This is a genomic window from Kitasatospora sp. NPDC015120, assembly GCF_043080305.1.
Lineage (GTDB): Bacteria > Actinomycetota > Actinomycetes > Streptomycetales > Streptomycetaceae > Kitasatospora.
On record NZ_JBIBVJ010000007.1, the window covers coordinates 319329 to 336931 of the forward strand.

The 17603-nt window shown below is 76.7% G+C and carries 17 protein-coding genes; 11 read left to right on the forward strand and 6 right to left on the reverse strand.

The window, feature by feature from the left end; genetic code table 11:
* Window positions 1-604: 604 nt before the first annotated feature.
* The 3 genes from ACF1AK_RS19640 to ACF1AK_RS19650 all read left to right on the forward strand — a co-directional run bounded on the left by ACF1AK_RS19640 (window position 605) and on the right by ACF1AK_RS19650 (window position 2911).
* On the forward strand, window positions 605-1297 hold the full coding sequence (locus tag ACF1AK_RS19640) for a DedA family protein (RefSeq protein ID WP_391500117.1): 693 nt from the start codon (window positions 605-607) through the stop codon (window positions 1295-1297).
* 126 nt (window positions 1298-1423) lie between these two features.
* Window positions 1424-2323, forward strand: a complete 900-nt coding sequence (locus tag ACF1AK_RS19645) for a Gfo/Idh/MocA family protein (RefSeq protein WP_391500044.1) — start codon at window positions 1424-1426, stop codon at window positions 2321-2323.
* A 171-nt stretch (window positions 2324-2494) separates the two neighbouring features.
* Window positions 2495-2911 carry a VOC family protein gene (locus tag ACF1AK_RS19650; protein WP_391500045.1) on the forward strand — a complete coding sequence of 139 codons (417 nt, stop codon included), beginning with the start codon at window positions 2495-2497 and terminating at the stop codon, window positions 2909-2911.
* Window positions 2912-2977: 66 nt separating this feature from the next.
* On the opposite strand, the gene ACF1AK_RS19655 is transcribed toward ACF1AK_RS19650, so the two are convergent.
* Window positions 2978-4075 (reverse strand): hypothetical protein, encoded by a 1098-nt coding sequence (locus ACF1AK_RS19655; RefSeq protein WP_391500046.1) that lies wholly within the window; start codon window positions 4073-4075, stop codon window positions 2978-2980.
* Window positions 4076-4241: 166 nt separating this feature from the next.
* Between ACF1AK_RS19655 and ACF1AK_RS19660 the strand changes: the two genes are divergently transcribed.
* The 3 genes from ACF1AK_RS19660 to ACF1AK_RS19670 all read left to right on the forward strand — a co-directional run bounded on the left by ACF1AK_RS19660 (window position 4242) and on the right by ACF1AK_RS19670 (window position 7997).
* Window positions 4242-5291, forward strand: a complete 1050-nt coding sequence (locus ACF1AK_RS19660) for a phosphotransferase family protein (RefSeq protein WP_391500047.1) — start codon at window positions 4242-4244, stop codon at window positions 5289-5291.
* A 3-nt stretch (window positions 5292-5294) separates the two neighbouring features.
* Entirely contained in the window at window positions 5295-6506 is a 1212-nt protein-coding gene (locus tag ACF1AK_RS19665) for an acyl-CoA dehydrogenase family protein (protein ID WP_391500048.1), read from the forward strand.
* 180 nt (window positions 6507-6686) lie between these two features.
* Entirely contained in the window at window positions 6687-7997 is a 1311-nt protein-coding gene (locus ACF1AK_RS19670; RefSeq protein ID WP_391500049.1) for an alpha/beta hydrolase family protein, read from the forward strand.
* A 7-nt stretch (window positions 7998-8004) separates the two neighbouring features.
* Here ACF1AK_RS19670 and ACF1AK_RS19675 read toward each other — a convergent pair whose 3' ends face one another.
* Window positions 8005-8433, reverse strand: a complete 429-nt coding sequence (locus tag ACF1AK_RS19675) for a winged helix-turn-helix transcriptional regulator (RefSeq protein ID WP_391500050.1) — start codon at window positions 8431-8433, stop codon at window positions 8005-8007.
* Between the two features lie 98 nt (window positions 8434-8531).
* Here ACF1AK_RS19675 and ACF1AK_RS19680 point away from each other — a divergent pair, with 98 nt between their 5' ends.
* Entirely contained in the window at window positions 8532-9398 is an 867-nt protein-coding gene (locus tag ACF1AK_RS19680) for an NAD(P)H-binding protein (RefSeq protein ID WP_391500051.1), read from the forward strand.
* Window positions 9399-9914: 516 nt separating this feature from the next.
* Here ACF1AK_RS19680 and ACF1AK_RS19685 read toward each other — a convergent pair.
* The gene (locus ACF1AK_RS19685; protein ID WP_391500052.1) at window positions 9915-10673 is read right to left on the reverse strand and encodes an SDR family oxidoreductase; all 759 of its coding nucleotides are present in this window, start codon (window positions 10671-10673) and stop codon (window positions 9915-9917) included.
* Between the two features lie 174 nt (window positions 10674-10847).
* Between ACF1AK_RS19685 and ACF1AK_RS19690 the strand changes: the two genes are divergently transcribed.
* Window positions 10848-11477, forward strand: coding sequence for a TetR/AcrR family transcriptional regulator (locus ACF1AK_RS19690; protein ID WP_391500053.1), 630 nt, complete (start codon window positions 10848-10850; stop codon window positions 11475-11477).
* Window positions 11478-11935: 458 nt separating this feature from the next.
* On the opposite strand, the gene ACF1AK_RS19695 is transcribed toward ACF1AK_RS19690, so the two are convergent.
* Complete coding sequence (locus tag ACF1AK_RS19695; protein ID WP_391500054.1) at window positions 11936-12274, reverse strand: ArsR/SmtB family transcription factor; 339 nt, start codon at window positions 12272-12274, stop codon at window positions 11936-11938.
* 140 nt (window positions 12275-12414) lie between these two features.
* On the opposite strand from ACF1AK_RS19695, the gene ACF1AK_RS19700 reads away from it, so the two are divergent.
* Window positions 12415-13596 carry an MFS transporter gene (locus tag ACF1AK_RS19700; RefSeq protein ID WP_391500055.1) on the forward strand — a complete coding sequence of 394 codons (1182 nt, stop codon included), beginning with the start codon at window positions 12415-12417 and terminating at the stop codon, window positions 13594-13596.
* A gap of 45 nt (window positions 13597-13641) precedes the next feature.
* Here the strand turns inward: ACF1AK_RS19700 and ACF1AK_RS19705 are convergent, their stop codons facing one another.
* Window positions 13642-14289, reverse strand: coding sequence for a ScbR family autoregulator-binding transcription factor (locus ACF1AK_RS19705; RefSeq protein ID WP_391500056.1), 648 nt, complete (start codon window positions 14287-14289; stop codon window positions 13642-13644).
* A gap of 184 nt (window positions 14290-14473) precedes the next feature.
* On the opposite strand from ACF1AK_RS19705, the gene ACF1AK_RS19710 reads away from it, so the two are divergent.
* Window positions 14474-15121 carry a TetR family transcriptional regulator gene (locus ACF1AK_RS19710; RefSeq protein WP_391500057.1) on the forward strand — a complete coding sequence of 216 codons (648 nt, stop codon included), beginning with the start codon at window positions 14474-14476 and terminating at the stop codon, window positions 15119-15121.
* 43 nt (window positions 15122-15164) lie between these two features.
* Here the strand turns inward: ACF1AK_RS19710 and ACF1AK_RS19715 are convergent, their stop codons facing one another.
* Window positions 15165-16481: a BTAD domain-containing putative transcriptional regulator gene (locus tag ACF1AK_RS19715; protein ID WP_391500058.1), complete on the reverse strand. Its 1317-nt coding sequence runs from the start codon at window positions 16479-16481 to the stop codon at window positions 15165-15167.
* 135 nt (window positions 16482-16616) lie between these two features.
* On the opposite strand from ACF1AK_RS19715, the gene ACF1AK_RS19720 reads away from it, so the two are divergent.
* On the forward strand, window positions 16617-17591 hold the full coding sequence (locus tag ACF1AK_RS19720) for a GNAT family N-acetyltransferase (protein WP_391500059.1): 975 nt from the start codon (window positions 16617-16619) through the stop codon (window positions 17589-17591).
* Window positions 17592-17603 lie beyond the last annotated feature (12 nt).

A 17603-nucleotide genomic window follows, 5' to 3' on the forward strand; every position in this document is an offset into this window, starting at 1 on the left:
CGATCCGCGCACGAGCGCCGCGAGACCGACCGGAGGGATCCGGCCGGGCGACTTCCGCGAGGGGGCAACGGCCGGCCCCGTGGGCCGCCGGCCGTCGGGCTGCAGGGGCCGGGCACTGGCCGGGGCGGCGGCGGGGCCGGACGGCGGAGGGGGGATGGCCGCCGTCCGGCCCCGCGTTCTCGCCCACCCGGCTCCCTTCTCACCCCGATCCGCCCCCGCAAACATCCCGCTCCCCGCCCTGCGGCACCGTGCCGTCGACAGCCGCAGCCCGACCGTGCCACCGGCTGCCGTGCGCGACGGCCGGCCGACGCCCTCCGCGTACCGGGGGCCGGAGCGGGCTGCTCGCGGCTCCGGGGGATCCCGCGCGGTGTGCGGGGACGGAACCGCCGGCGGGGCCGCGGAACCGGGACGCCGCTCCGGACGTCGTAACCAGCGGTGATCGGCCAGGGGGACGGGCCGCCCGGCACGTTAGGCTGCATCCTCGGGGAGCGGCCTGGTGCCGCCATCGGACGACGTCGGGACCGGCGTGCGGGCCGCGGGGACCGGATCGGGCCCCGTCCGGGGCCGCCGTGGGCCCCGTCCTGCCACGGAGGTACTGGCCTTGCTGCACATCGACGCCTGGATCGAAGGCGTACCACCGGGCGCGGTGTACGCCCTGGTGGCTCTGATCATCGGACTGGAGTCGCTGGGGATCCCGCTTCCCGGGGAGATCGCCCTGGTCTCCGCCGCCCTGCTGTCCGCGCGCGGCGTGGTCAGCCCGGTCTGGGTGGCGGTCTGCGCGATCCTCGGCGCGATCATCGGTGACTCGATCGGCTACTCGATCGGCCGCAAGGGCGGAAAGCCGCTGTTCGAGAAGCTCGGGCGGAAGTTCCCCAAGCACTTCGGCCCCAGCCACCTGGCCACCGCCGAGCGCTCCTTCCAGAAGTGGGGCATGTGGGCGGTCTTCTTCGGCCGCTTCATCGCCCTGCTGCGCATCTTCGCCGGGCCGCTCGCCGGCGCGCTGCGGATGCCGTACTGGAAGTTCCTGATCGCCAACGTCCTCGGCGGCATCGTCTGGGCCGGCGGCACCACCCTGCTGGTCTACCAGGTCGGCAAGGTCGCCGAGCAGTGGCTGTCCAAGTTCTCCTGGATCGGCCTGCTGGTCGCCGCGGCCGGCGGCGCCCTCTCGGCCTGGCTGATGAAGCGCCGGGCGGCGAAGACGGCCGAGGCCCACGAGGCCGAGGACGCGGCGGCGCAGGAGGCGGCGGCCCAGGACGGGCCCGTCACCCCGACGGTCACCGCGCCCGCCGCGGACTGACCGGCCAGGACCCTCCCGGGTCCGCCCCGGTCCACCCGGACCGGAACGCGCGCCACTGCCCGGACACCCTCCCGGCAGTGGCGTTCGCGCGGAAGCACCGAACACGACGGAAGAAGAGGGAACAGCATGCGGATCGGACTCCTGGGCACCGGCCCCTGGGCGGAGCGGGTGCACGCGCCCGTCCTGGCGGAACACCCCGGCGTCGAGTTCGCGGGCGTCTGGGGCCGCCGCCCCGAGGCGGCCGCCGCGCTCGGCGGGACGTACGGCGTGCCCGGCCACGCCGACCTCGACGGGCTGCTCGCCGAGGTCGACGCCGTCTCCATCGCGCTGCCCCCGACCGTGCAGGCGGACCTCGCGGTGCGCGCCGCCGAGGCCGGCTGCCACCTGCTGCTCGACAAGCCGGTGGCGCTCACCGTCGCCGACGCCCGCCGGGTGGTCGAGGCCGCCGAGGCGCACCGGGTCGCCTCCGTGGTGTTCTTCACCGTCCGCTTCGGCGGCGACCAGCTGCCGTGGATCGAGGAGCAGGCCGCCGTCGGCGGCTGGTTCACCGGCCGCTCGGACTGGCTCGGCTCGGTGTTCGCCCCCGACTCCACCAGCCCGTACGCGGCCTCGCCCTGGCGCAAGGAGAAGGGCGCGCTCTGGGACGTCGGCCCGCACGCGCTCTCCGTGCTGCTGCCGGTCATCGGCGACGCCACCTCCGTCACCGCCGTGGCCGGCCCGCTGGACACCGTCCACCTGGTGCTGCGCCACGTCGGCGGCGCCTCCAGCACCCTCGCGCTGAGCCTCACCGCGCCGGTGGCCGGCGGCGGCACCGGGATGGAGCTGCGCGGCGAGTCCGGCACCGTCCACCTGCCGGAGCGCGGGGAGGGGCCGCTCGCGGCCTACCACCGCGCCCTGGACGCCCTCGCGACCGCCGCCCGCACCGGCGAGCCGCACCCCTGCTCGGCCGCCTTCGGCCTGCGCACCGTCGAGATCCTGGCCGCCGCCGAACGCTCGCTGGCCACCGGCGCCACCGTCGTGCTCTGACCCGCCCGGCACGGCCCGCCGGTCGCGGCGGGCCGTGCCGGGGCGGGGGGAGACGAAGCTGCGCGCGGCCGCCGGACGTGCCGGCGCGCGTGGCGCCGGGGCCGCCCACCGGGCGGGCACCGGCCGGGGACGGAGAAGCGGAACGCCCGCCCCGCCCGTAGCGTGAATCCCATGGACATCAAGCTCTCGCAGTGCTTCATCGCCGTCGACGACCACGACAAGGCGCTCGCGTTCTACCGCGACGTCCTCGGCCTGGAGGTCCGCAACGACGTCGGTTTCGAGAACATGCGCTGGGTGACGGTCGGCGCGCCGTCGCAGCCGGACGTGGACATCGTGCTGGAGCCGCCGCTGGCGGATCCGAACGCCTCGCCGGACGACCGGCGGGCGATGGCCGAGCTGCTGGCGAAGGGCCTGCTGCGGGCGGTCATCTTCGCCACCGAGGACTGCGACGCGACCTTCGAGCGGATCCGCGCCGCCGGGGGCGAGGTGCTCCAGGAGCCGATCGACCAGCCCTACGGCGTGCGTGACTGCGCCTTCCGGGACCCGGCGGGCAACATGCTGCGCTTCACCCAGCGCCGGGCCGGGTAGCCCGCCGGCCCCGGCCCCCGCCCCGCGGTGAGTCCTCCCGGCCCGCAGTCAGTCCCCCGGCCGTGTTCAGTCCCCCCGGCCGGCCGAGGGCCGCCGGTCGGCGGGGCGGGCCGGTGCGATGGCCGGAGCCCGGAAGTCGCGCGGGCCGGTCCACAGCGCGGGGACGGCGTCGCTGCGGCGGGCCAGTTCGTAGGCCAGCGGCTCGTAGTTGACCCGCCAGCCGTGGAAGTGCGGCCAGGCCTCGGCGGCGGGCCGCTCGTGCGGGAAGCCGGCGGCGGCGAGCATGGCCACGGCGGCGTCGAACTCGGTGTAGCTCAGCCGGATCGGCGTGTCCGGGGCCGGGTCGGGGTCGAAGCCGACGCGCAGCGCCCGGCCGATGTCGCGCAGCGCGGTGAACCCGGCGCGCAGCACCAGCCGGGCCTCGGGCGGGGCGCTGCGCGGGCAGACCGCCAGGTGGACGGCGGCGGCGTCCATGACGGCGATCAGCCCGACCACCCAGCTGCGGTGCGGCTGCGGGGAGCGGAAGGAGATCAGCACGGGGTAGTTGGAGTGGCTCTCGCCGAGGTCGGCGGCGAGCCGTTCCCAGTCCCGGTAGAGCTGGGGGAGGGCGGTCTGGGTGTCCACCAGGGACTGCCGGGCGAGGAGTTCGGGGCCCCAGGCGGGTTCCCCGGCCCGGGACTGCAGCAGGGTCACCTCCAGTTCGCGCCGGCCGTAGGCGGCGTAGAGGGTCGGCAGGTAGGCGATCTGCAGGGCGATCACCAGGGGTCCGCTGGCGGCGGCCAGGAAGTCGATCAGGGAGAGGTGCAGCCGCTCGCCGCTGGCGAAGCCGAGGGTGAAGAGGCTGGAGCCCGCCTCGCGCACGGAGACCGACCAGTCCAGCTCCGAAGTGCCGTGCAGTATCAGCGTGTAGGCGACGAGCATGCCGCCGAGCCAGACCGCCAGCATGCCGGTCAGCATCAGCGGCGCCAGCCAGGTCTGCGCCCGGTCCTGCGCGCGGTAGGTGCCGAACGGCGCGGCGGCGAGCCGCAGCAGCGTGCGCAGGGCCCGCCACAGGCCGTGCACCAGGGAGGAGTACAGGCCGCGCGGGACGACGAGCGTGCGGAGGATGCTGGCGATGGTGGCCAGCAGGAGCAGGACGCCGGCGACGGTGTGGATCAGCCTCATGGCGCTCATTGTGACGGTCCGCCGGGGTCCGTCGTGCCGGGTCGGCGGGTGTCCGCGGGCCGGGGCGGGCGGCGGCGGGGATTGACAGGGCGCCGCCGCCGGCTGAATGCTGAGCAAGCGCTTAGTCATCTGCCCGGCGCCGCCGGTCGACGAATGGAGAGTGCCCGTGCCCGAGACCCCGCCGGAGCCCGCGGCCACCCCGCCCGGGCCGGACCTGGAGCGGCTGCGCGCCCACCTCGACCGCGCCCTGCCCGGCACGGTCGCCGGTCCGCTGCGCGCCGAGCTGATCGAGGGCGGCCGGTCCAACCTCAGCTACCGGCTCACCGACGGCACCACCCGCTGGGTGCTGCGCCGGCCCCCGCTCGGGCACGTGCTCGCCACCGCGCACGACATGGGCCGCGAGTACCGGGTGATGACCGCGCTGCGCGACACCGGCGTGCCCGTGCCCGCCACCGTCCACCTCGACCCGGGCACGGAGGTGCTCGGCGCGCCCTGGTACCTGATGGCGTACGTGCCCGGCACCGTGCACCGCGACGCCACCGCCCTCGCCGCCCTCGGCGAGCGGCGGGTGCGCGGCATCGGCGAGGCCCTGGTGGACACCCTCGCCGCCCTGCACCGGATCGACCCGGCGGCCGTCGGGCTCGCCGGCTTCGGCCGCCCGGAAGGCTATCTGGAGCGGCAACTGCGGCGCTGGTCCGCCCAGTTGGACGCCTCGCGGAGCCGCGATCTGCCCGGCGTCGACCGGCTGCACGACCTGCTCGCCGCCACCCGCCCCGACTCCCCGGCGCCCGCCCTGGTGCACGGCGACTACCGGCTCGACAACGTCCTCGTCGCCGAGCGCGACGGGCGGGACGTCGTCGCCGCCGTCCTGGACTGGGAGATGTCCACCCTCGGCGACCCGCTCACCGACGTCGGGCTGCTGGTGATGTACACCGAGCTGGCCGGCGTCGGCGGCGGCCTCATCCCCTCCGCCGCGACCGCCCCCGGCTTCCCGCGCAGCGCCGAACTCGTCGCCCGCTACGCCGGGTCGACCGGCCGGGACGCCGCCGCGCTCGACTGGTACGTCGCCTTCGCCTGCTACAAGCTCGCCGTCGTCGCCGAGGGCATCCACTACCGCTACCGGCAGGGACGCACCCTCGGGTCCGGCTTCGAACGCGCCGGCACCATGGCGCCCCTGCTCGTCGAGCACGGCCTCACCACGCTGAAGGGACACTGAGCGATGGACTTCGCCTACGACCGGCGCACCCTCGAACTGCGCGAGCGGCTCACCGCGTTCATGGAGCGGCACGTCCACCCCGCCGAACCGGTGCTGGCCGCCCAGCTCGCCGACCCGCGGCGGCCCGCCTGGGAGGTGCCGGCCGTGGTCGACGGGCTGCGGGCGCAGGCGCGTGCACAGGGGCTGTGGAACCTCTTCCTGCCCGGGAAGCACGGCGCCGGGCTGACCAACCTCCAGTACGCCCCGCTCGCCGAGATCACCGGACACAGCCCGCACCTCGCGCCGCCCGCCCTCAACTGCGCCGCCCCCGACACCGGGAACATGGAACTGCTCGCCGAGTTCGGCAGCGAGGAACAGCGCGAACGCTGGCTGGAGCCGCTGCTCGACGCCCGCATCCGCTCCGCCTTCGCGATGACCGAGCCCGAGGTCGCCTCCTCCGACGCCGCCAACATCGCCACCCGGATCGAGCGCGACGGCGACGGGTACGTCGTCAACGGCCGCAAGTGGTACATCAGCGGGGCGATGAACCCGGACTGCCGGATCCTCATCGTGATGGGCAAGACCGACCCGCACGCGGAGCCGCACCGTCGGCAGAGCATGATCCTGGTGCCGCGCGACACCCCCGGCGTGACCGTGCGGCGCGGCATGACCGTCTTCGGCTACGACGACGCCGACCACGGCGGCCACGCCGAGATCACCTTCGAGGACGTCCGCGTCCCGGCCGGGAACCTGATCGGCGAGGAGGGCTCCGGCTTCGCCATCGCCCAGGCCCGGCTCGGCCCGGGCCGGATCCACCACTGCATGCGGCTGATCGGCATCGCCGAACGCGCGCTGGAGCTGACCTGCCGGCGCGTCCTGGACCGCACCGCCTTCGGCGCGCCGCTCGCCGACCAGGGCGTGGTGCAGGACTGGATCGCCGAATCCCGGGTCCGCATCGAGCAGTTGCGGCTACTGGTGCTGAAGACCGCCTGGCTGATGGACACCGTCGGCAACCGCGGCGCGCACACCGAGATTCAGGCCATCAAGATCGCCACCCCCCGCACCGTCGAGTGGATCCTCGACAAGGCCGTCCAGGCGCACGGCGCGGCCGGCGTCAGCCAGGACACCCCGCTCGCCGCGCTCTGGGCCTTCGCCCGGACGATCCGGCTGGCGGACGGCCCGGACGAGGTGCACAAGCGCTCCCTGGCCCGGCGGGAGCTGCGCCGCTACCGCTGAGCCCGCGCCCCCGGTGCAGCTCCCCGGTGTGATGCCCCCGGCCGGGTCATACCGGAGTAGCACCCGGCGGGTTGGCACCGCGGTATGACGCCCGCGCCCCGGTGCGGGCCGTACCGTCGCCGTAACGGGCCGGCCGCGGAGGGCGGCGGGCCGCCACGGGGTGGACGGGAGTCGGGGACCATGCGCGAGCGGGGCCGGGGACAGGACGTGCGGGGCGTGCGGGGCCTGCGCAGGGGGGTGGCCGTCGCCCTGGCGGCCACCACGGTACTGGGCGCCGGCGGGGCGGCGGCCGTACCCGCCTCCGCCGCCCCGGCCGTCGCCGAGCGGCTCGCCCGGGCCGCGCTGCCGCAGCCGACCGGCCCCTACCCCGTCGGCACCACAGCGCTGCGCCTGGTCGACTCCGGCCGTACGGACCCCTGGCAGCCGGGGCGCGCCCGCGAGCTGATGATCAGCCTCTGGTACCCGGCCACCCGCCCGGTGTACGGCAGGGAACGCGCGCCCTACATGGACTCGCGCGCCGGCCGGCACTTCGGCGGCCCGGACGGCGCCGCCGCCCTCAACTACGGTGCGCTGCCGGACCGCACCGACTGGACCTGGGTCCGCACCCACGCCCGACCGGACGCCCCGCCGCTGCTCGGCGCCGGCCCCCGCCCGGTGGTGCTCTGGTCGGCCGGGCTCGGCGACCCCCGCACCTGGGGGACCGCCCTGGTCGAGGACCTCGCCTCGCGCGGCTACGTGGTGGTCACCGTCGACCACCCCTACGACGCCTCCGAGGTCGCCTTCCCGGACGGCCGGCTCGCCACCTCGGTCCTCCCCGCGCTGGCCGGCCAACCCGGCCTCGACATCGGCGCGCTGCTCCGCAAGGCGATGGACACCCGGGTCGCCGACATCCGCTTCGTGCTGGACGAACTGGCCGCGCTGCGCAGCGACGGCCGGCTCCCGGCGGCCCTGGCCGGTTCGCTGGACCTCGACCGGATCGGCATGGCCGGCCACTCCGCCGGCGGCTTCACCGCCGCCCAGGCCATGCACGACGACCCCCGGATCAAGGCCGGCGTCAACCTGGACGGCCAGATGCACTTCCCCGGCCCCGACGGCACCGGCGTGCACCTGGGCGGCGTCGCCGAGGAGGGCCTGGACCGCCCGTTCCTGCTGATGGGCAGCGAGAGCGCGGACTCCGGCCCCTACACCGCCCAGCCCGGCTGGGCGGCCTTCTGGCAGCACACCCGGGGCTGGAAGGCGGACGTCACCCTGCGGGGATCGCGGCACGGCTCGTACACCGACGCCCAGGCACTGCTGCCCCAGCTGGCCCGGCAGGGCGCGGTGCCGGAGGAGGCCGTGCGCGGCGACATCGGGGACGTCCGGCCGGAGCGGGCGGTGGCCGCCACCCGCGCCTACGTCGGCTCCTTCTTCGACCGCTGGCTGCGCGGCCACGACGACCACCTGCTGGACGGGCCCTCGCCGCGCTTCCCGGAGATCCGCTTCGAGCAGTGACGGACCGTCAGTGGGCCAGTTCAGAACCGGGGTTGGCCGCGTCCCAGGCCTGCCGGGAGGCGGCGATGGCGTCGTGGTGGTCGTAGGACCAGTCGGCCATCGCCCGCACCAGGTGGGTCAGGCTGTGCCCGAGCGGCGTCAGCGCGTACTCCACCTGCGGCGGGATCGTCGGGTGGACGGTGCGGGAGACCAGGCCGTCGCGCTCCAGGCGGCGCACCGTCAGGGTGAGCATCCGCTGCGAGATCCCCGGCACGGCGCGCTGCAGGTCGCGGAACCGCCGCACCCCCTGGGCGAGTTCGACCACCACCAGGACGGTCCACCGGTCACCGAGGCGGTTCAGCAGGTCGCGGATCCCGCAGTCCACGCCCTCCTCGCACCAGACCGCCGGGCGGTCGGTGCCGTCCGGGGTGGTTACCGCGGTGTGCCCCACTGACATCGAAGTGCCTCCTTACGCCGGATGCCCAGGCTACCGAGGATGGTCACCGGGCCGCCGCGCGGGGACGCGGGCCGGTCCCCGAATCCCTGGAGGAAACGATGCTTCTCGTCACGGGCGCGAACGGCGGTCTCGGATCGCTGGTGCTGGAGCGGCTGGCCGCCCGGCCCGGCGGCCCGGCGGGCGTGCTGGCGGGCAGCCGCACCCCGCAGCGGGCGCCGGAGACCGGCATCCCGGTGCGGACGGTGGACTTCGACCGGCCGCGCACGCTGGACGCCGCCTTCGCCGGGGTGCGCACGCTGCTGCTGATCTCGGCCGGCTACGGCGAGGACGACGTGGTGACCGCCCGGCACCGGGCGGCGATCGAGGCGGCCGAACGCGCCGGTGTCGAGCACGTCGTCTACACCAGCCTCTCCGGTGACGGCGACCACCTCGCCTACGCCCTGGCCCACCGCTGGACCGAGCGGCGGCTGCGCGCGTCGGCCACCCTGCGCTGGACGATCCTGCGCAACGGCCTCTACGCCGAACTGCTGGGCCTCCTGGCCCGCCCGGACGCCGAGGGCGTGATCACCGCCCCGCTGGGCGAGGGCCGGCTGGCGGCGGTCGCCCGGGCGGACCTCGCCGAGGTCGCGGCGACGGTGGCGACGGCGCCGGCCGGGCACGCGGGCCGGGTCTACGAGCTGGTCGGCGAGGAGGCGGTCGGCGGCGCCGACGTCGCCGCCGCGCTCACCCGCGCCACCGGCCGCCCGGTCGAGTACCGCCCCGCCACCCTGGCGCAGGCCCGGGCGGCGGTCGCGGCCTCGGGCGCCGAGGCCTTCCAGGTCCCGATGCTGACGGGCACGTGCTCGGCGATCGCGCACGGCTTCCTGGCCGGGCCCGGCGAGCCCGGCGACCTCGCGGCCCTGCTCGGCCGCGCCCCGCGACCGGCCCTGGACGTCATCGCGGCGGGCGCCGACGCGTCCTGGTGACCCGCCGGCCGGCCGGGCCGGGGCGGGCACGGTTACCGCGTCACCGGCGGGCGGGCCGCAGCGCCGCGCACGGCTCGCCGCGCTCGGGCACCTGCCGGGCCCGCGCCACGCCCCCTCCCGGACGCGTTGCCGCCGGCGGTGCTCCGGGCCCCGGGCGCGGCGGGCGCGGGCAGGGGCTCGCCGCCCGCGCCGGTGCCGGTCGGCACCGCGGTGCGCGACGCCCGGCGGGCGGAGCGGGTGCACCCGAAGGCCGCGCCCCGGCGGTGGGTGGCGGCGAGCCCTTCGGCGCCGGCGGGCGCGCCGTGGTCGGGGACGGCGTGCGGGGCCGGGCCGGGCACGGTGAGCAGCCGGCCGGCGGGGGAGGAGCGGACCGGCGGCCCGGGCGTTGGCCTCCCCGTCGCCGGCGACCACCACGCCCTGCCCGGCGAACGGCGGCGCCGCCGGGACGCCGCCGGTGGCCTGCCGGCCGCCGCGTGGCCCGCCGCGCGACCCGCCGCGTCCTCGGTCAGCCGACGGTCACAGGCCGCCGCCGAGGGTCACGCCGCCGTCCACCACCACGGTCTGCCCGGTGATCCACGCCGCGTCGGGGGAGAGCAGGAAGGCGACGGCGCCCGCGACGTCCTCGGGCACGCCGAGCCGGCCGAGCGGGTAGGCGGCGGCGACCTGCTCCTCGCGGCCCTCGTACAGGGCCTCGGCGAACCTCGTCTTCACCACGGCGGGGGCCACGGCGTTGACCCGGATGCCCTGCGGGCCCAGCTCGGCGGCGAGTTCGGCGGTGAGCCGGATCAACGCGGCCTTGGAGACCCCGTACATGCCGATCCCGAGGGAGGAACGGATCCCGGCCACCGAGGCGACGTTGACCACCGAGCCGCCGTGCTCGCCCATCCAGGCGGCGTGCGCGCGGCGGGTCCAGGCCAGCGGGGCGAGCACGTTGACGGCGAGGATCTTGGCGGCGGCGGCCTCGTCGACGGTCAGCACCGGGCCGTACACCGGGTTGATACCGGTGTTGTTGACCAGGTGGTCGAGCCGGCCGAAGGCCGCCAGGGTGCGGGTGACCGCCTCCTCCTGGTGGGCCGGGTCGTCGGCGCGGCCGGCGACGCCGATGGCGACCTCCGGGCCACCGAGGTCGCGGACCGCCTCGGCGAGCGGTTCCGGCGTCCGGGCGGTGAGGCAGACCCTGGCCCCCCGGGCGATCAGCTCGCGTGCGATGCCGAGGCCGATGCCCCGGCTCGATCCGGTGACGACGGCCACCCGGCCCTTGAAGGAGTTCACCACGGGGTCCTTTCGGCCTGGGCGCGGCCGACCGGGCCGCCGACCAGACGAACGAGGCTCTGACCAAGCGCTTGCTCAGCATGGTGCCGGTGCGGGACCCTGTCAACAGTCCGCGGCGGCACCGCGGGCCGAACGCCCGTGCGACTGCCCGGCCGACCGATCTGCGAGGATGGCGCCATGACCAGCACGCCCATCGCCGACCTCCGGGCCGTCCTGCCCGGCGGCGCCGGCACCCGCCCGGAGGCGGCGTACCGGCTGCTCCAGGCCGCTGTGGAGTCCTTCGCCGAGCGCGGCTTCCACGCCACCACCACCCGGGACATCGCCACCGGTGCGGGGATGAGCCCGGCCGCGCTGTACATCCACTACCCCTCCAAAGCGGCCCTGCTGGCGGAGATCAGCCGGGCCGGGCACGCCGCGACCCTCGAACTGGTCCGCGCGGCGGTGGCCGGCGAGGGCGACCCGGTGGCGCGGATGCGGCGCCTGGTCGAGGAGTTCACCGCCTGGCACGCCCGGGCCCGGACGGTCGGCCGGGTGGTCAACTACGAGCTGCACGCGCTCCCGCCGGACGCCTACACGGTGGTCGCGGCGCTGCGGCTGGACATCGAGCGCGAGGTCGCCGGACTGATCGAGGCGGGCCGGGCGGCCGGGGTCTTCGAGGTCGCCGAGGTGCGCACGGCCGCCCGTGCGGTCACCTCGCTGGGGATCGACGTGTCCCGCTGGTACACCGACCGCAGCAGCGAGACGCCGGAGGAACTCGGGCGCCGCTACGGGGAGCTGGTGCTCAGGATGCTGGGCGCCGCGCTCTGAGCGCAGCCCCGCTCGGCCGTCCTTGACGGCGGTGCGCACCGACCGGGCGGCGCGGGGGCGCCGTTCGTCCGTCTCCACCGGGGGGCGCAGCCGGGCCCGGGGTCCGGCCGACCCGGACCGCTGCTGCGCCGTGTACGGCAGCCGGACGTGACGCGTCCGGTGCTTCGGTGGTCGGCGGGTGGCGTCGAGTTCCTCCCCCGGCCGGACCCCGGCGCCGGGCCGTGCGCATGGGCGTGGCGTCTCCCACGCGTGGACACCGCCGTTCGCGCCGTTCGCGTACTCCGGGTCGTGGAAGTTGCCCGGGCGAAGGCGGTGCGGTGCGCCGGGGCGGCAGGCCGGCGCCGGTGTCCTGGGGGGTCGCTGCCGCCCGGCCTTCCGCTGATCCGCGCCGCTGCCGTCCCCGGCACGCCACCGGGCGGGCGGCGTCCGGACTGCCGGTGCTGCGGGCGCCGGGCCGCTCAGTCCGCCGGTGCGGGCGCCGGGGCGGCGGCGAGCAGGGCGTCCAGCAGACCGGGGAAGCGGGCGTCGAGGTCGGCCCGGCGCAGCGAGACGTACCGGTTGCGCCCGGCGACCCGGGTGCTGGTGACGCCGGCCTCGCGCAGCACCCGCATGTGGTGCGAGACGGTCGACTTGTGGAGGTGGTCGAGGCCGAGGTGGTGCGGGTCGCAGGAGTGCTCGGCGCCGTCCGCGTAGCTGGTCAGCAGGCGCATCCGGACCGGATCGCCGAGGGCGTGCAGCACGGTGACCAGATCGATCTCGGCGGGGGCGGGCTGGGGCAGCCGCTCGTCGTCGGACATGGCCGGCGGCCTCCTCGGGGTAGGGCGCGGGGTGGGCGCGGGAACAGGACGGTTTGACAATCATCCACCAATCCGTACTGTTTGGCGAGTATCAAACTGTTGCCCACACGTCCAACAATGTCCACCCTGGGGGGATCGACGTGCCCGTCCGCCTGCTCCTGCTCGCCCTCGGCACCTTCGCCGTCGGCACCGACGCCATGGTCGTCGCCGGCATCCTCGGCCCGGTCTCCGACGACCTCGGCGTCTCCGTCACCGCCGCCGGCCAGCTGGTGACCGTCTTCGCCCTCGGCTACGCGCTGCTCGCCCCGCCGCTCGCCGCCCTCACCGCCCGCTGGCCGCGCCGCCGCCTGCTGCTCACCGCGCTCACCGTGTTCGGCGCCGCCAACGCGCTCAGCGCGCTCGCCCCCTCGTTCGGCACGCTGCTGGCGACCCGGGTGCTGGCCGCCGCCGGCGCCGCGCTCTACACCCCGACCGCCAACGCGGTCGCCACCACCCTGGTCGCCCCCGAGCGGCGCGGCCGGGCGCTGGCCACGGTGCTCGGCGGCATGACCGTCGCCACCGCGCTCGGCGTGCCGCTCGGCACCTGGGTCGGGCGCACCGACTGGCGGCTGACGATGTGGCTGGTGACGGGGCTGAGCGCGGTCGCCCTGGCCGGGCTGGCGCTGCTGCTGCGCGAGCTGCCGGTGCCGGCCGCCGCCCCCGGGCTGCGCGACCGGCTGGCGCCGCTGCGCGACCGCCGGGTGCTCGGCGCCGCCTCCACCACCCTGGTGTTCTTCCTCGCCTTCCAGTCCGTCTACATCTACCTGGCCACCGCCGTCGCCCCGGCCACCGGCGGCCGGGCGGAGCGGCTGAGCCTGGTGCTGCTGGTCGCGGGCGTCGCCTCGGTGGCGGGCAGCTGGCTGGGCGGGCGGCTGGTGGACCGGGTCGGCGTCCGGCGGGTGCTGCTGGTCGGCAGCACGGTGGCGGCGGCCGCGTTCACCGCGCTGCCCTGGGCCGGGCGCTCGATGCCCGGCGCGCTCGCTTACGCCGTGGTCACCCCGCTGGCCGGGTGGGCGATCTCGGTCGCGCTGCCGCACCGGCTCGCCTCGCTGGACCCGGGCAACGCCCAGCTGCTGATCTCGCTCAACAGCAGCGCCCTCTACCTGGGGACGGCCGCGGGCGGCGCGGCCGGCAGTGCGGCGATCGCCCTGCTCGGCGAGCGCTGGTTCCCGCTCGCGGCGACCGTGCTCGCCCTGGTGGCCGCGGCCACCGCCCGGGCGACCACCCGGGGCGCGGCGCCCGGGCCGGCCGGTGCGGAGCCCGCTCCGGCGGTCGGCCGGTAGCCGGCGCGGCGGCCGGCCGGGGGCGGGGGGCGTCCCGGCCGACCGCTACGCCCGGATCGCTCGGAAGAGCAACTCGGAGGTCTCCGCCCAGCGTTCGGCGATCTCCGAGCGCTCGTGCAGGATGTCGGAGATCTGCTGGGTGCCGAAGAGGGCGGCCACCAGCGACCGGGCCGCCGCCTGCGGGCAGACCCCGGCGCGCAGTTCGCCCGCCGCCTCGGCGCGCCCGAGCAGGGCGGCCAGCAGCCGGGTCCAGTCCACGTACGGCGTCGGCAACTCGGCGTCGATCTGCGGCCGTTCGATCTGCAGCCGGGCGCCGGCCCGGACGACGATGTCGTCCCGGAAGGCGGCCGCCGCCCCCGCCAGCAGGCGCGCCGAGGTCTCCAGCGGCCCGTGCCCCGCGGCGGTGACCTCCGCGAGCAGGGCGGGCCAGCGCGCGTAGTGCTGTTCGACCACCGCCACCGCGAGGGCCTCCTTGGTGGGGTAGTGGAAGTAGACGGCGCCCTTGGTCATCGCCACCCGGTCCGCCACGTCCTTCACCGAGGTCTGGCGGAAGCCCCGGGCCGCGAACAGCTCGGCGGCCGCGGTGAGCACCAGCAGCTTGGTGCGCGCCGCCCGGTCCTGCTTGGGGTCGGGCCCCCGCCGGGTGACGATGGGCCGGACCAGGAACGGGGTGGCCTGGTCGGACTCGGGCATGGTCGGCTCCTGACGTGGCGGGGTGGCGGGGGCGTCGCAATGTAGCGGTCCCGCCGCGACGCGCGCGAGCGTGCGGGAGGAAGGAATTCATGAATGTTCTGTCATCAGTTGTGTCCGCTGCGCACATCGGGTACCGCTGAGAACATTCGTTCAGAAAGGTATGTTCTTCCTTCAGGGAGGGCACATGATGAAGCAGGAGCGGGCGCGGCGCACCAGGGAGAAGGTGCTGGACGCCGCGGCCGAGGAGTTTTCCGCCCAGGGGTACAGCCGGGCCACCCTCAATGCGGTCGCGCAGCGGACCGGGATGACCAAGGGGGCGCTGTACGGGCACTTCGCGTCCAAACGCGCGCTCGCCGGTGCGCTGATGTCGCATTCGCGCAAGGTCTGGGACGAGATGCGGCTGACCCGCGACGTGCCGGGCGTCGAGGCCGCCGCCGTGCTGGAGGGGCTCGTGCTGGACCTCGCGCACCGGCTGAAGGAGGACGTCCGGCTGCGGGCGGCGCTCCGGCTGGCCACCGACATCCCGGACCCGGCGCAGCCGCACCCCGTGCGGCCGTCCCCGGCCGAGGCGCCGGACATCTTCGAGGACGTGCAGCGCGGCCTGGTCGTGCTGATCCGCCGGGCCCAGGGCGAGGGCAGCATGGCGCCCCGCCCCCCGGAGCTGGTCGCCCAGCTGCTGCTGGCCGTGCTGCACGGCGCCCCGCACGTCTCCTTCGGCCCGCCGGAGGCCGCCGGTCCGGCCGGCTACGACGCGGCCTGGCGGCTGCTGCTGGAGGCCCTGACCGGCGCCGACCGGGGTCCGGCGCCGGCCGTTGCCGCGCCCCGGGCCTGACGGCGCCCCGGGCCCGAGCCGGGCCGCCCCGGCCGGCGTCCTTTCACGGGGGCGGGGGCGGCCAGGGGTCGGTGCGGCCCGGGCGGGCGATCCGCTGCCAGGGCCAGCGGGCGGTGAGCCAGTGGTCGAGGGCGCCGGACAGCGCGTCGTCGAGCGCGGATCCGGGGCCCTCGCCGGTCCAGAAGAAGAGGTCGGCCTCGTGCCGCGGGTCGCCCGGCGGGTCGAGGTGGACGCAGCCGAGCAGCCGCTCCCCGCCCGGTGACACCACCGCCAGGGCGAAGGACGTCCGGCGGGTGAACTCGTGCTGGTGCCAGGCGAGCTGGACGAGGTCCTGCTCCTCGGTGAGGTCCGGCGGCGGCCAGTTCCAGGCCTCGCCGAACTGCTGCCGGAGCTGCTCCCGGGAGGCGGTCACCAGGGCGTGGTCCTGCGCGAGGTCCCGGACGGTGATCGGGCGCAGCAGGAACCCCGGGCCCTCCAGCCGCAGCGGCACCTCGAAGCGGTGCGGCACGAACGGCCCGGCGGCCGTCGCCGGGGCCGCGACGACGGCCTCGGGGACCGACGGCTCCTGACGGAGGATCGCCCGGTGGACGGCGGTGAGGCCGGCGCCCGGTTCGACGCCGAGCTCGTCCACCAGCCGTCGCCTGGTGCGGTCGTAGAGCGCCAGCGCCTCCGCCTGCCGCCCGGTGCGGTACAGCGCCCGCATCAGCAGGGCCTGCGGGCCCTCCCGCAGCGGGTGCTCGGCGGCCGTGCGCCACAGCCGGTCGACGGCCGCCGCCGGCCGCCCGCAGGCGAGTTCGGCCTCGGCCGCCGACTCCACGGCGGCCAGCCGGAGGTCCTCCAGACGGACGGCCTCCGCCCGCAGCCGCGGTACCTCGCGCAGGTCCGCCAGCGCCGGCCCGCGCCACAGGCCGAGCGCCTCGACGAGCCGGGCGTGCGCGCCGTGTGCGTCACCGTCGGCCAGCCTCGCCCGGCCGTCGGCCGTCAGCCGTTCGAAGCGGCGGACGTCGACGGCCTCCTCGCCCGGTGCGCCGTCCGGACCGAGCTCCAGACGGTAGCCGCCGGCGGTGCCGAGCAGCCGGGGCACCGCGAGGTGGGCGTCCCCGGCCGCCTTCCCGGCCGCGTCGCCGAGCAGGGTGCGCAGCCGGGAGACGTAGCTCTGCAGGGTGTTGACGGCGCTGGCGGGCTCCCGGCCGTTCCACACGCTCTCGACCAGGCTCGCCGTCGGGACGGTCCGGCCGTGCGCCAGCAGCAGCTCGGCGAGCACCGTGCGCTGGCGGGCCCCGCCCAGCGGCAGTGCCCGTCCGTCGTAGTGCACCGCGAGCGGTCCGAGCACGCCGAACCGCCACCCCGGACCGGTCATCCGCCGACCTCCGTCCTGCCCGCCGCACGGTCGCTGCAGCGTACGCGCCGGGTGCACGCGTTCTGCACGCCGGGTCCGGCAGGCTGCCCGGACGGGCCCCCGCCGGCCACCGCCCCGACCAGGAGAACCACCAGGATGACCATCAGGACGACCACGACCCCGCTCCCGCCCGCCGGCCTCACGGTGCGGCCCGCCACGCCGGACGACGCCCCGGCCGTCCGCGACCTGCTCAACCGGGTGGACCTGCTGGAGATCGGCCGGGCCGGGACCGAACTGCACGAGGTCCGGGCGGACCTGACGCACCCGGGCGTCGACCTGCGCCGCGACTCCTGGCTGCTCGCCGACGGGGACGACCTGGTCGGCTACGGCCTGCTCCGGGACCGCTCCGGCGGTGAGCGGATCGACCTCGACCAGTACGTGCTGCCGGAGCACCAGGCCGGGGCGCTGCACCTGTTCGCCCTGATGGAGCGCCGGGCGGTGGAGCGGGCGGCGGCCAACGGCGCCTCCCGCGCGGTGCTCCACCTGCTGCTGAACGCCCGGCCCACGCTCGACACCGGGGCGCTCCGCGGGCGCGGCTGGGACCGCGTGCTCCGCCACCACGTGCTGACCCGGCCGGTGGACCCGCGGACCGACCCCCTGCCCGTGCCGCCCCCGGGCGTCACCCTGCGGGACTGCCGGCGGGAGGAGGACCGCCGCACCGCCCACCGGCTCCAGGAGGAGGCCTTCGCCGAGCACTTCGACCACCGTCCGCGCGACTTCGCCCAGTGGTGGGAGGACATCGACGGCGCGCACCTCGACTGGTCCCTGACCTGGATCGCCACCCTGGCGGGCGTCGGGGACGTGGCCGTGCTCCGCACCCGCGACGACCGCACCGCCCACGGCTGGGCCGACCGCCTGGGCGTCCTGCCCGCCGCCCGGGGCCGTGGCATCGGCGGCCACCTGCTGCGCCACTTCTTCGCCCACTACGCCGCGCTGGGCCGCGAGCGCGTCGCCCTCGGCGTCGACACCGCCAACACCACCGGGGCGCTCGCCCTCTACGAGGGGAACGGGATGACGGTGGACTTCGCCGTGGACACCTGGGAGCTGGTCCTCCCCGTCCGGCCGCGGTAGCGCCGGGGCCCG